Source organism: Paenibacillus rigui (assembly GCF_002234615.1).
Lineage (GTDB): Bacteria > Bacillota > Bacilli > Paenibacillales > NBRC-103111 > Paenibacillus_S > Paenibacillus_S rigui.
Genome location: NZ_NMQW01000014.1, coordinates 97323 through 112158, shown reverse-complemented (window position 1 = coordinate 112158; position 14836 = coordinate 97323). Strand labels below are relative to the sequence as shown.

Genomic DNA, 14836 nt, shown 5'->3' with positions numbered 1-14836 from the left:
TTATTCAGCAAGCCCTAATTATCTAGCCCCTTATTCTAAAATATCAATCTTATTGGGATACCCATTAATTGGATCTATTTCTGTTTCAAGGTTTACATGAATCCAATCAGGGTAAATAAACTCAATACTTGTTATTTTTACTTTACTACCATCTTTTAATATGACGAATTGAGCTTTTGATATATTTGAAACATTTTCCAGGTTATACTTCAATAAGATAATCTTTTTATTAGTTGAAATACCATTTGTCCAATTGTCATCATTCACCTTTCCTGGAATTATATCTCTAGTTTTGTAACTATCATATGAAATATCAATTACTTTTCCCCAAATTCTTTCCTTGTCATTAAATTGGCCGGTTTCTATTTTTTTTATTCCATATGGAGGCAAGTCTTTTACAACAATATTAAATCCGTGATATTTGCTAAATGTTTTAATTTTATCTTGAGTAAAGTAAAAATCTAAATTATCAAAGCCATACTGTCTCCTCTCCCCAGATAAGAAATTATTATCAAGAGGGATAATATGCAAATAGAATTTGTTTGCTAGCTTTATATTATCATTTTTTTTATCTAAATCTACATAAATTATTTTATTATTCTCAATATTAATAAAAATTTTATAATCCTCCAATGTAATACTTGAAACTGATTTATTAATTAGTTCATCTATTTTTCTTTCCTGAATTTTAGAATTGGAGTATGTGGAGTAGGCGAAACCAAGTAAAATTATTATAAGTAGCCCTAATAAACCTTTCTTAAAAAGGGGATATTTTAAATTCAAATCTAAAACCATACTTTCTAATATAACACCAATTAATGCAAAACCATAAAGTGTAAAAGGTAACTGCCACAATACATGATTCATGTGGGTATGAATATAAGAATGGCCTTTTGCTAAAATAAACCAAGAAATCGGTGCTAAGAACGAAAACCATAGCGTGACTGAGAGAGAAATCAATTTGTTTCTTTGTCTAACGATTGTAGGAAAGTACTCATTTGAAGCAAATACTAATGCAGTTATAATGATAAAGAATAATAATATTTTCTCTGCAGAAAATATTATAAAAGATGAGGAGGGCATTATGTTTGATAAATTAATTACTATGCCAGACCAATATTTTTCTAGTACTGTTACAATACTTGCATCTAAACTCTCTCTTAAATTGGCTGAGAAATTATCTCCAGTAGCATGTGTTCTTTTCAAAACATTATACCAAATTGTATTTGCAGCGACTTTAAACGAACCTAACTCTATAGCTAACTGCCATAAATTTACTAAGATAGTTGACAAAAAAGAAATTATTGAGGTGACGCCTGCCAACGTAATTTTTCTTATAACTTCTCTTATTCCCCATTTTCTCGAAAAACCATAATATATAAACGGAGTTATCATAGCCAAAAGAATAGTGCTTAAATACTCATATCCTGATGCACACTTTATGAATACCGATAAATAAATGCAAAGCACATAAAGATATTTCGGAAACTTACCTTTTTTATCTTCAAAATAAACAAAGATTAGGGTAATAATAAATGGAAGAAACATAGTCCATATTATCCAATATAAATTTCTTCCAAATAAAACTATCCACTGTGAATATAAAGTAGATAACAGTAAAAATATGGAAATAAAAACAGAATTAAACTCAAGATATATCCATACGACAAATAAAGTTAAAATTAAAGAAAAAATTAATGAATTAACAAATTTCAAAGAATTTATTAGATCTTGCTTCTTTTTAAATGGAAGAATTTTATCTACTATACTAAAAGTTATTCCTTGTAAGCCAATTTGTGAAGTATACCTCTCATATTTCCCACCATTTAACTCACCATTAAGTAATTTATATTGGTCTAAGAATTTATCATTCCCACCACTTGGTATATTATTAAAAGTGCCCATTAAACCAGAGCTTGAGAATATACCCTCTCTCTCTGATTTAACCATTTTACCAATGACTAAAGATTCTGAATCTATTTGGAACGAATCGAACCATCCTTGATCCACGGATTTCCAGTAATTACCAAAGAATCCAACTGTCATTGTTGCAAAACTTAAAATGAAAATGAACCAAATTGTTACTGTTCTTCTATTCATAAATGAATTTACCATTTTAAAGATACTATCCTTCCAAGGGCTTATTTCTAAAAACAATTTTCTCGTAAAAAATATAATTCAATATAAAGTTAATACCTAATGTTAAAACTAAGGATAACCAAAAAACTATTCCTAATACATCATGAAATAGATATAGATTAAAAACGTATATGCAATAAGATATAGCAACTACAATTACATATTTAAAAGACATATAACTTATAACTTTCTTTTCTTTTATCAAAAACGTTATATGCTTATTCAAAAAATAATGTAAGATAAGAGCTACAAAATAAGCGATTGAAACAGAAAAGAAGTCTTGAATTCTCAAGAAATTTCTCATAAAAAAAAGTAAAGAAATTTGAACTAAGGTAACGAATCCTCCGATCGCTCCATAAATAACAAATGATTTCCGAAAAAAATACCTAATTAGATTATTTATCATTTTCACCTTCTTAAACACTAGCAGCAGAATCACTACCATAATACGAAAATTGCTTCGTCTCATTTATTAATTCTAAAATGTCGTAAATGTTATCTATTTTTCCACCCATAATAATTGAAAAATTATCCAAACCATAATTTTTCTTGAATAATATTGGCCGACCATCATCTGCCTCATTTTGAAGTAAAACTGTTTTTATTTCATAAATTGATTTAATGTACTTAGCTTCTCTTATAACTGGTAGATATCGCTCAGTATCTTTAAGCATATAAATAAAGTTTGACTTATATTTAGATTTTCGTAATTGTTCTTCTCCATCAATAAAGTCATTTAAATCGTTCCAGCTTCTATGAGGAGTATATCTGACATGACTAAACGAATGTAACTTTTCTGATGGATACGGCATTGCAGAAAAAAACGGTCCATCCATTACAGTAATACCTACATTTTTTAGTTCATCCGGCATCTCTATTAATGCCATCTCAGTGACTTCATGTTTAAAAGGAAGCAGGGGAAGATTAGAATTTTTCAGAATCTTGTTTATATTGGAATAAGTACAGTTATATATATAGGTTCCATATAATTCTTTATCGTTGGAAAGTGAAACTAAAATTCCCTTATCTTGATCTTGTTTTACTTTCTGTACTTCCGTTTCATATAAAACAGTAATTCCCGCTGCTTCCAGCTTATCCTTTAAAATGTCTTTCAAAATTACTGCATCAAAAGCAAACTCCTTTACCTTAAAAACTTCTTCTAATAAATTAGGATTAAATAGTTTTTGATATCTCGAATCCGCAATTTCGATAGGAGTCCCTATTTGATTAAACATATTATAAAACTGATAAGCATTTACTTTTGAGGTATTCCTTACTATCGCGTAAAGCTTCTCAAAATCATCAACTATACAACATTTAAAATCTTGTATAAATCTTGGGAAATTAATGAAAGACCGATACGCAGTAATTATATTACGAGGGTAATGATATCCGTTATGAACACGCGCTTGATTAATCAAGGAAGCTCTTGATAATAAGTCAGAGTTCTTTTCGATAATTAAAACCCTTGAAAAGTACTGCTTCATTTGTAATGCAATATTGCAACCATAAAAACCGCCACCAACAACAACCACATCATACTGTTCGATATTACCCATTAATAGAACTCTTCTCATTAGTTATAGGTAAGCGCTTTGGATTATATTGCCTGGTAAATAGATTGAATAATGTTTTTAATAACATTATATTACCTTTAAAATGACTTATTTTCGTTGGAACCTTTCCATTTCCCGGGTAACTTCTAGTAACAGGAATTTCCTTCGTTTTATATCCTAATTTAGGGGCTCTTACAGATAAATACGCTAATATTTCATAATTTACAAATATATCTCTAAAGGGTTGTACTCTACTATCAAGAAGATAATCTTTACTGTATGCTCTGTATCCATTAGTTGTATCAGTATAATGAAATCCTGCCGCCAAACTTACTATTGGCGCATGAATTAGTTTTATTGCCCAGTCTCTGATAAAAGGAGTATTTATTGCCTTTCCTCCCTTCACATACCTCGACCCTTGTACTAGTCCATAACCTTTATCTAATTCTTCAATAAATCTTGGAATGGCATCTACACCATCCTTATTATTACCATCAATCGTTATAACTCCTTCATATCCTTGCTTAATTAAATAAGCATATCCTATTCTTAATTGAGAACTCAACTTCCCTGTGTCTTCTTTTACTAAAAGTGAACGAACATTAACACTCTTTAAAAAATCGATATCTAAAGAATTATCAGTACTTCCACCATCTGTTATAATAATATCTATAATATTAGAATATGCTTTTAATTCCAAAAGTTGTTTTTGAATTCTTGTCCCTTCATTTATAACCGGTATCAAAACGCAATATTTGGTCTTCTTCTCTTGAAGTTCATAGATCTTTGCTTTAGGTACTTGCCAAGTAGTTTCCATCTCAATCACCTATCTAATTTTTATTATATATTTTTGATACAAAATCTAAACTCTCCAGTACTATATCCTTATTGGAAAATTGTTGATTGTGTTGCTTCATTTCTATAGATAAGTAGTTAGAGTAATTAAGTTTCTTTAATACAGAGGATATTAAGTAATGATTAACTTTACCACTTGAACCAATAGGCTCTAAATAAGGTTCACTAATATGGAAATGTTTAATGTAACCGATTGCGTTTTCTATAGTTAAGGATATATCCTCTAAATTTAGAGTCATTGCAGCAGCATCTAAATGCAAACCAAATCCATTATGATTAACACTCTTAACAAGCTCAATTGCCTCACTAGTATTAAGTATAAAATCACATCCATAATCACGAGGATTAGGTTCAATACAGAAAACTGCTCCATACGAATCTGCAACTTCACCTAGCTTCAAAAAAAAATTAGCCGCTATTTCATTAATAGCATCCTTATGAATGTCTCCTATCAACCGATTCTTAGGTGAACCAAAAACAAAAACTTTTATACCAATTTGTACACCCAACTGTATAATTTTTATTAAATAATCTAGTGTCTCTTGTCTTTTTTGCGAACCCCCAAAAATAGTAAGATCTGGTCTTCCAAACAATAATGATTGCATTGCAACTAGTTCTATATTCTTATTATCCCAATATTTTTTGTAATCTCTTAAATTATTTGAAGTTATCTCTAAAGGCCTTTCTTTAATTTTGGTTGGAGCAATCTCTATAGCTGAAAATCCATATAATGGTAATATACTTGTAATTTCTTCATTTTCAGTTGAGTTCCATGCTATGTTAGAGATCGAAAATTTCATAGATTCCTCCTATAATTAATTATTAATACCGTTCTACAAACTCTTTAATTTGATTTAGTATGTTTTCTTTACTGTCTATATAACCATATGAATTAGAGTCAAACAGATTTGAATACTTTGTTTTCATGTCATAATAAACTGGCAACTTCTCTGTCTTATTCTCAAAATTAATATTAAATGCAGAAGATGCTACTTCCTTAACACTTACCGGCTCTGTTCCGAAGTTTACCTTAGTAATATCATTTTGTATAATAACCGTAATATCTTTATAAATCCGATCTAAATTATAAAACTGAAAAACATTATCACAATTAATCATTTCTAAACAATTATTATGTAGAAAATCATATATTATATTTTTCTTTAATCCATCACCAAATAATCCAGGCAATCTTACAATATGTGTGTTTTTGAATATATCTCCAACAAATTGTTCAAGATAATACCTATGCTTTCCATAAGCATCCAATAAAGAATCATCCACAACACTATCTTCAGTAACATTATATGGATTTTTGTAAACATCAACTGTTGAAATAAGAATAAATCGCTCACAATCGATTTCTTTTAAACTACTCATCAGACTTTTTATAGAATTCCAATCTGATTCTGGGTCTTGATTTGCTTTCCATTTCACAGCTGGGGCACCGGCACAAATGACCTGGGAAAAACCCTTCCCTCTAATTTCCTGAATATTTTTTGAGTTATATAAACAATCAAATGAAGTTTGTTTTAATAAGTTGCTCCCCACAAACCCTGTATAGCCTATTAGACCCTTCATAATTTAAGATCTCCTTCCTCTAAACTACATTTTTTTTATCAATACTTTTATAAATAACAGAACTGGTTGTTTCATCTGTAATATAATATAACGGACCTTTTTTAGTTTCTCTTAAAACGGACGAGATATAGAAACTAATAACAGTCATAATCATAAACATAAGAAAAAACATTACTGAATTAAACAAAGAGGAGGAGGTCCATCCTTCAGCAACGTTCTTTTTAAAAAGAGCAATTAACAATACATAAAATACATACATAAGGTTAATAAAACTTGTTATTAAACCTGTGAAAGATGCAAATCTCAACAGTTTGTCAGAATTTGTACAGATTACCTCTAAAGCAAAACTTACAGAATATAAAAAGTTTTTCTTTTTTCTTTTGCCTGTACGTAATATTCGATTATACTTAACAGTGGCATGTTTATAGCCTACTTCCAATTTCAAATACTTTAAATATCTGCTTCTATCTCTTATTTGTACAAGTGAATTAACCATTTTCCTACTAAAAACAACATAGTCTGAATAATTAGGGTTAATATCATACCCTGTTAATATATTACTTAACTTATAGAAAACTTTCGCTGATATTTTTTCCAAAAAAGATTCATCATCTCGATTGTTTCTTTCAGCAATTACTAAATCATAGCCTGACAGACATTTATCAATAAGTAATGGTATTAAAGATGGGGGATCACAATTTGTATCCATTAGAACTACAGCATCACCAATACAGTTATCTAAAGCTGCTGCAGTTGCAAATTCATCATCATATTTTTTAGAGAGTGAGATTAACCGGATATTAGGATGAGATGATTGTAATTCTTTAATGATATATGTTGAGTCATCATTAGACCCGTTATCAATAATTACCAATTCATAATTTGTAAAACTATTAGTAAGAACCTCTAACGTTTCGTCAATGTAAGAATGAATTATAGAAGAGTCATTAAAAATTACAGTTGCAACTGAAATAATCATATTTTGATTCAATTTCTTCACCTCATGGTATTTTACGGTATATATGATAAAATCATTATACCAATCTAAATAAAAGAAATACACCAAAAATATTTTAAGTATAAAGGAGATTTAGTGTGATAAATTAATTTATACCAATTTGTAAAATCTGATGTAAATGAATTATGCCAACTAAGTAACCTTCGTTATTCAATACCGGCAAAACAGTAATTTTCCTTTCTTCCATTAACTCCAGCGCAGTAATTAAATATGCCTCTTGCTGAATTACTGTTGGATCATTATTCATAATTTCCTCAACAGATAAATTCCAAACTTGTCCTTTTTTTTCTACCACACGTCTTATATCACCATCTGTAATAATTCCCATTTTAAAAGGATGTTGATTATTGTATACAACTGTAGCCCCTAGTCCCTTACTTGAAATTTCAAAAATGGCATCCTGTAATCTTGTCTCATAATTCACAACAGGAATATCATTCTGGACCTTCATAATATCAGATACTCTAAGTTTCAATTTCTTACCAATCGATCCAGCAGGATGATTATTCAAAAAGTCAGACTTAGAAAACCCCTTGGCATGCATAATAGCTATAGAAATTGCATCTCCATATGCTAACATAACCGTAGTACTTACAGAGGGAACCATATACAGCGGATCAGCTTCTTTCAAGTCGGGAATTTTTATCACAAAATCAGCACACTTACCCAATGTTGATTCCCCTTTAGAAGTCATTAAAATAAATTTACTCTGTACTATTTTAACAGAAGGTATCAGATGAATTAGTTCTTGACTTTCACCACTTTTTGAAAGTATAAACAGCAAATCATCTGATTTTACTGTCCCAAAATCTCCATGTAAAGCTTCAGCAGGATGTAAAAAAGTACTTTCCACACCTATACTTGACATTGTTGCTGATATTTTTTTGGCAATATGTCCCGATTTTCCTACACCGCTAAACACAATCTTACCTTCACATGCAATAATAGCATTTATTACACCCTCTACATCTTCTACATCAACCAACTTACTTGTTTCTATAATACCCATTGCTTCTTGTCGCATAACTTGTTGAACTATCTCTTTATAGGGATTCATGCTCTAACCCTCTTTGGACATTGTTAATCATAATCGCTTCCCTTAGCAAACCTTCTAGTTCAGAGAGCGGAAGCATATTAGGACCATCAGAAAGCGCCCTATCTGGGTCCGGATGGACTTCTATAAATAATCCATCTACACCAAATGCAACCGCTGCTCTAACTAAATTAGGGACAAATTTTCTTTCCCCAGAAGAAGAAGTACCATTCCCTCCAGGTATTTGAATACTATGAGTCGCATCAAAAATAACAGGATATCCCCATTCCCTCATAATCATAAAAGAACGGAAATCAACAACTAGATTATTATAACCAAAAGATGTACCTCTTTCAGTAATAAGTAGATTTTTATTTCCCGTACTTTCAACCTTATCTACAACATTTTTCATATCCCAAGGCGCCATAAACTGACCTTTTTTTACATTAATTTTCTTACCTGTAGCTGACGCTTTTAAAATTAAATCGGTTTGTCGACATAGAAAAGCAGGAATCTGTAATATGTCTAGAATCTCAGATGCAGGTTCCACTTCTGAAGTTTCATGGACATCAGAAAGAACAGGCAACCCTGTTCTTAACTTAACTTTTTCGAGTATTTTCAGCCCTTTTCTAATACCTGGCCCACGAAAACTTTCAGCTGACGATCTATTAGCTTTATCATAAGAAGCTTTAAATACTACTGGTATATTTAAAGCTTTAGAAATACGTGCAAGCTCATGAGAGACCTCTAATACTAACCCTTCGTCTTCAATCACACAAGGACCGGCAATAAGTTGAAATTCACTTGTTTGTATCACTTTAACACCCCTAAATCATTTTTTAGCTGTTTCTCTCATACGATTTTAACTTCTCTTCCAACTTGGAAATATAGTTTATTTTTTCATCCAGTTCTTTTTCTAATAAATTTACTTTATTTTCGTTCCACTGACGCGCTTCATTTAATTCATCAATATGTTGTCTTAATTCTTGAATTACAGAATTTTTTTTAACTAGCGCCTGGATATTCTCCTCATTCTTCACTTCCAACCATGATTTTCCTGTTTCTAACTGACCAATCCATTCTTTTAATTCATGGATAACATTCTGTAAATTATCGGTTGTATCAGTCGATTCTTTCCATTTATGCTCTATCCATAGTTTTGCACTCTCTAGTTCAGAAATCCACTGTTTTAGTTCTAGAGTTTGATTTTCAAAATAACTATTAGATTTTTTTAAATTATCTAGTTGGTACAAATTTGAAAAATCAATTATATCTTGGTACATAGAACTTCTTATTTTTTTGCCATCTGCAGTCAACCATAGAGCGAATGCTGCTTGACTAGCAATATCTAGTATTTGAGAAGCTTCTCTTAATCCAAATGTCAATGGTTCTTCTAAATCACCAATCCAATTTTCCGAACTAGATTCCAATGCTCTTTTTGTTTCATTTAATGCTTGTTTCCACCACTTTCGAGATTCATATATATTCCCATTAGTTAATTCAATTAATCCTAAATTAAGAGCAGCTTGTGTTGCCTTTGTTCCTAATACAGGTGAAAATTTCATAAAATCAACTTCTAAACATTTTTTCAAACAAGAGACAGCATTATTCTGATTTCCAATTTTTAAATATAATTGTGATAATAAGAAATTACAGGAAATGTTCCACCTTATTTGCATTGATGATTCAGGCGAATATTTCACAAAGGTTTCTATTTGATTTATTATTTCATTTATTCTAACAACATCGGGCACTTTTTCACTTAAAATTTGATAACCCAATACACATAAAGAAGCCCCAGTATCGCTACTATATTCGGTTGTTTGATTGATAACATTCTTAGCAATTGATTTTAAGACTTCAGGGTTTTGTGCCCTTACTCCAATTGAAACTAATGTATGCTGAAGCCATGGAAACTTATAACTACTATCATATAAATGCGAATGATTTTTCGGGTAGTCTTTTTTACTCCACAAAACTGTTTCATAATACGGAACTTCGCTATCAATTGGGTTAGTAATACATACTAAATATGAATATTCCCCAGTAAAGTTGCCCATACTATCGGCTTCATACCATTTCCTTGGCATCATTGATATTCCATACTCTTTATCTAGAAAGAAGTATTCTTTAACTAAATCTTTTATATAATTGTTCTCAGTTATGTTAGGATAAGATAATATTAATCTACCTCCCGGGCGTAAAGAAACATTGGCTTTTTCAAAAAAAACTTTTAATTCCATCATTTTACATACTTGCTCTAGGTCAAAACAAACAATAATATCTTTAGATTTTTTTAACAAGAAGTTATTTATAGAATCCTCATTATTCAAATGAATAAATGACAAACCATCCCTATTTTGGACATAACTATCATGAGCATGCTCGATATTATAGTTATTAAGGTCCGTACCCTCCACTTTACTTGCATAAGAACCATCCCATAAAATTGCCGCGCCTGACCCACCACCACAAGCAATATTAAACACTTCATCGTGAGGTCGGATATATTGTAATGTTTGAGTATATAAAGCAATATTCATGTCTGAAGATCTATCAGATTGTTTTAAAAAATCATTGACCATTATTTGAGTATTAATTTTTATCCGTTCGGGCACTTTTTCAAATATAAGTGTTATACTCCCACTCTCGGTTTCTAACGATTCAAATGTTGTATCAGTCATTAATAAGGGATGTTTTCTAAAACCTGCATTAATAAATTGTTCCTCCCACCATCTCCTGTCTTCAACTGTTAAATGCCATCGATCATCGCGATCCATTTGCGTTGATACACGGCAATAAAGTGTCCTCCGGGTCACTCTGTAAAATTCAGAAATGGCTTTAAGTACATCTTCTTTTTTTAGATGCTCTAATACATCAGTACAAATAACTGAATCGAATGACTCATCTTTCCAAGGAATATCTAAAAGGGATCCAACTTTAAATCTTCCAGGACTAATAGACTCGTTATATTTAATTATATAATCCGATACATCCATACCATGAACGTTCAGCCCCTTACATAAAAGTTCCCTAACCAACACTCCCATGCCACAACCAGCATCGAGAATTGAACCCATTCCTGAAAATTTTATTACTGACTTTATTAAGGCTTCTTTATCTATATGATCAAATGATGTTTGGCCAAATCTATCAGATCTGTTCCAGTATTCATTATAAGCTAACCGATAATCCCCAATTTGCTCAGGTAAAAGTCCTTTATCGTTATTCATAGTACAAAACCCTTCTTTACTTTTTCATTTTGAACTAATGCATTGATTTCTGATTTCATTTGTAAATCGCATGCTCCACCGAAAAAATACTCTTGCTGTTTCATATTAACTTGAAAAAATGCAGCCTCATCTATCCAATGTAACATTCTTTCTTCACGATAGTATCTATCTAATTCTTGCGCAAATAGAACTTGAACTTCGTATAAATCGACTCCCAAATTGCATTGAAACACAAAAGATGCTTCTAATTTCGTGCCCCTTTCAATTTCTTGATCCCAGAATGTTTTTCCACCAGCTCTACCGCTCCATATGGATATGTCCTGATTTAAAGACCCCCAAGAATAAATCTTTATTCCGGTTTTATTTCTAAGTCTTAACCCAATGTTGAGGTTTTGCATATTTTTAAGTGCCATGCATGTTATATCTATTTTTATTTGCTCCCCAGGATAAAACATATTACAATCATTACCATTTGAATCAGAAATTCGAACATCTAAGATAATTCCATCCTTATCACCAAATTCATTTTCTGAAGTAATAAGTTCGAGATTACTCTCATCATTAACAATATTAGTTTCTTCAGTTGTATTACTCTGGTTTGTTCCTAATACACCCTGATAATAAGCGGATTCTTCCTGATGCATTCTTTTTCTATATTCTAATACAACGTCTGCGGATGGTCCTTCTTTAACTATTTCACCTGAATTCAACAAAATAGCTCTTGACGTAAATGTTCTCACAAGTTCAATATCATGGGTTACAAATAACAAAGTCGTTCCTTTTTCGGCGAGTGCCTTCATTCTTGAAAAACACCGCTTTTGAAATAACATGTCACCTACAGCTAATGCCTCATCAACAATTAGTATTTCAGGCTCAATACAAGCCTGAACAGCAAAAGCAAGACGCACCATCATACCGCTCGAGTATGTTTTAACAGGCTGATCGATAAAATCACCAATATCTGCAAATTCGGCTATATCATCAAATATTATTTCCATTTCCTTACGAGGTATACCAAGAATACTCCCGTTTAAGTAAACATTCTCACGACCGGTATATTCAGGATTAAAACCACTACCTAATTCCAACAGAGCGGCTATTCTACCATTCACTTCAACTTTGCCTGATGTAGGAGCCAAAGTTCCCGAAATAATCTGCAGTAGTGTACTCTTACCACTACCATTTCTCCCGATTATCCCTATAGCTTCACCTTTTTGAATGTCAAACGATATATTATTTAGGGCCCAAAATTCTTTATAAAATTTTTTATCCCCTGGAACTAATAATTGTTTCAACCGATCTTGAGGAGAATCATATATTTGATAGCATTTGCTAATGTTTTCAACCTTAATAACAGAGTTAGAGGACATCTGCGAACCCCTTTCTGGTTCTTAAAAACCACCAATAACCTACGATTAAAATAAGTAAAGAAACTATTAATTGAATAGACCAATTTATAAAATTAGGTTGTATTCCCCACACAACAATATTACGAATATTTTCAACAATACCAGTTAATGGATTGATGTACAAAATTCCTCTTAAATTTTCTGGAACGGCTGTCACTGGATAAAAAATAGGGGTTAACATATACAATGCTTGTACTATGATATTAATTGAATGTTCCAGATCTCTTAAAAATACACCTAATGAAGAGAAGATATACACAAGACCTAACGATAAAAAAATTAAAGGCAATAACATAAGTGGTAAGTACAACAATGACCATGAAATATTGTGCAAAAAAATTATTTTACCGACTAGTAAGATACTTAAGCCAATTAAAAAGTTAACTACGGCACTTCCCAATAAACTTACAGGAAGTATTTCTAGTGGAAAGACTACCTTTTTCACATAGTTTGGATTATTAGTAATTAAAGTCGGAGCTTTAGTAACACACTCACTAAAAACGGCAAAAACCAACATTCCGCAGAAAAGAGTAATGGCAAATTCCTGTTTACTACTGGTAGCAGCGAAATCCCATTTACCTTTGAAAATAACACTGAAAACATAAGTATAAATAGTAAGCATCATGAGTGGAGTAATTACAGACCAAAACCGTCCCAAAAAAGACCCTTTATATTTTGTAATGAGTTCTCTTTTAATAAACTGCATTACTAATTCTCTATGCTTAATGATTAAAGAAATAATATTTTTAGAAAGAAAATCATTCATTGCATGTGCCTCGATTCAAAGTTTATTTTTCAGTATAAACTCTATTGCTTCTCTAACAGCCCCTTTGCCTCCATTTTTCGTTAAAACATAATCAACTACCCCTTTTAATTCTTCAGAAGCGTCTAACACGGCAAAACTTAACCCTACTTCACGACTGACTGAAATATCATTAATATCATCCCCAATGTAAGCAACTTCTTCTAGTTTAAACCCTGCTTCATGAATAATTTCAAACAAAACATTTTTTTTGCAATTAATACCTTGCTTAACATATGAAATGTTGAGCTCAGCTGCTCTACGAATAACAATATCTGAGTTTCTAGCAGAAATGATACCTGTAGCCATTCCTGCCTTATGAGCAATAGTAATTCCCATGCCATCCTTAACATTAAAATGCTTAGATTCATTTCCATTGGAGTCCATAATAATCATGCCATCTGTTAAAGTACCATCAACATCCATCAGTACTAACTTAATTTTACTTGCCTTTTCTATAAACATTTACAAATTCCCACCTATACTACCTAGTATCTGTCTAACTCTTGTCAAATCTTCTTTAGTATCCACACCTATACTCTCATATTGAGTCAATATAACTCTAATTTTTTCACCATTCTCCAAGAATCGTAGCTGTTCTAACGATTCTGCTTCTTCCAACAGACTAGGACCAGAAGATTTATAACATTGTAGTCCTTCATAAGTATATCCATAGATTCCAATATGCTTCAAAGGTCGAATACTTCCAGTTCTGTTTCTAAAATAGGGAATAGGGGCCCTCGAAAAATAAAGTGCATCCATAATATTATCAGTTACAACCTTAACTACATAGGGAGATAAGTAATCCTCATCGGTACAGTTCTGATTTGCCGCGGTAAAAACTTTTCGTGAATCACATGATTTTCTGGCTTGTATTAGCTCATTGATTATATAAGGAGAAATTAAAGGCTCATCACCCTGAATATTAATATAAAGATCCGACTTTATGTTTTCTGATAATTCAACTAAACGGCTTGTTCCACTTTGGTGATCCTGAGAGGTTAAATAAACATTGGCTCCAAAGTTTTTGGCTGTCTCAATTACCTCCTGAGAATCTGATGCAATTATTACATCGTCGAGATCAGAACTTATAGCCTTTTCCCAAACATGTTGAATCATTGGTTTTCCGCATATATCTAAAAGCACTTTTCGGGGTAATCTTGACGACTCTATTCTTGCCGGAATGACTCCAATGCTTTTCAAATTAATT

The 14836-nt window shown here is 31.5% G+C and carries 14 protein-coding genes; all 14 read right to left on the bottom strand.

The features are described 5' to 3' along the window. Positions 1-30: 30 nt before the first annotated feature. The gene (locus CF651_RS10215) at positions 31-2100 is read right to left on the bottom strand and encodes a hypothetical protein (RefSeq protein WP_144029040.1); all 2070 of its coding nucleotides are present in this window, start codon (positions 2098-2100) and stop codon (positions 31-33) included. A 25-nt stretch (positions 2101-2125) separates the two neighbouring features. After that, complete coding sequence (locus CF651_RS33360) at positions 2126-2545, bottom strand: GtrA family protein (protein ID WP_179232757.1); 420 nt, start codon at positions 2543-2545, stop codon at positions 2126-2128. A gap of 10 nt (positions 2546-2555) precedes the next feature. Further along, positions 2556-3698 (bottom strand): FAD-dependent oxidoreductase, encoded by a 1143-nt coding sequence (locus CF651_RS10205; protein WP_094014749.1) that lies wholly within the window; start codon positions 3696-3698, stop codon positions 2556-2558. Further along, positions 3691-4512, bottom strand: coding sequence for a glycosyltransferase family 2 protein (locus tag CF651_RS10200; RefSeq protein WP_094014748.1), 822 nt, complete (start codon positions 4510-4512; stop codon positions 3691-3693). The genes CF651_RS10205 and CF651_RS10200 overlap by 8 nt, the downstream gene beginning before the upstream one ends. A 13-nt stretch (positions 4513-4525) precedes the next feature. Next, positions 4526-5350 (bottom strand): sugar phosphate isomerase/epimerase family protein, encoded by an 825-nt coding sequence (locus CF651_RS10195; protein ID WP_094014747.1) that lies wholly within the window; start codon positions 5348-5350, stop codon positions 4526-4528. A 22-nt stretch (positions 5351-5372) separates the two neighbouring features. Beyond that, a complete protein-coding gene (locus CF651_RS10190) occupies positions 5373-6131 on the bottom strand; it encodes an NAD-dependent epimerase/dehydratase family protein (protein ID WP_094014746.1) in 759 nt (252 codons plus the stop codon). A gap of 19 nt (positions 6132-6150) precedes the next feature. Then, a complete protein-coding gene (locus CF651_RS10185; protein ID WP_094014745.1) occupies positions 6151-7122 on the bottom strand; it encodes a glycosyltransferase family 2 protein in 972 nt (323 codons plus the stop codon). 112 nt (positions 7123-7234) lie between these two features. Continuing rightward, positions 7235-8206: a KpsF/GutQ family sugar-phosphate isomerase gene (locus CF651_RS10180; RefSeq protein WP_094014744.1), complete on the bottom strand. Its 972-nt coding sequence runs from the start codon at positions 8204-8206 to the stop codon at positions 7235-7237. After that, positions 8193-8999 carry a 3-deoxy-8-phosphooctulonate synthase gene (gene kdsA / locus CF651_RS10175; protein WP_094014743.1) on the bottom strand — a complete coding sequence of 269 codons (807 nt, stop codon included), beginning with the start codon at positions 8997-8999 and terminating at the stop codon, positions 8193-8195. Before kdsA ends, CF651_RS10180 begins: the two co-directional genes overlap by 14 nt. Before the next feature lie 22 nt (positions 9000-9021). After that, positions 9022-11415 carry a methyltransferase domain-containing protein gene (locus CF651_RS10170; RefSeq protein ID WP_094014742.1) on the bottom strand — a complete coding sequence of 798 codons (2394 nt, stop codon included), beginning with the start codon at positions 11413-11415 and terminating at the stop codon, positions 9022-9024. Beyond that, positions 11412-12785, bottom strand: coding sequence for an ABC transporter ATP-binding protein (locus tag CF651_RS10165; RefSeq protein ID WP_094014741.1), 1374 nt, complete (start codon positions 12783-12785; stop codon positions 11412-11414). Before CF651_RS10165 ends, CF651_RS10170 begins: the two co-directional genes overlap by 4 nt. Further along, complete coding sequence (locus CF651_RS10160) at positions 12775-13590, bottom strand: ABC transporter permease (protein ID WP_094014740.1); 816 nt, start codon at positions 13588-13590, stop codon at positions 12775-12777. The genes CF651_RS10165 and CF651_RS10160 overlap by 11 nt, the downstream gene beginning before the upstream one ends. Positions 13591-13605: 15 nt before the next feature. Next, complete coding sequence (locus CF651_RS10155) at positions 13606-14091, bottom strand: KdsC family phosphatase (RefSeq protein ID WP_094014739.1); 486 nt, start codon at positions 14089-14091, stop codon at positions 13606-13608. Next, complete coding sequence (gene kdsB / locus CF651_RS10150) at positions 14092-14829, bottom strand: 3-deoxy-manno-octulosonate cytidylyltransferase (protein ID WP_179232756.1); 738 nt, start codon at positions 14827-14829, stop codon at positions 14092-14094. Between the last annotated feature and the right edge of the window lie 7 nt (positions 14830-14836).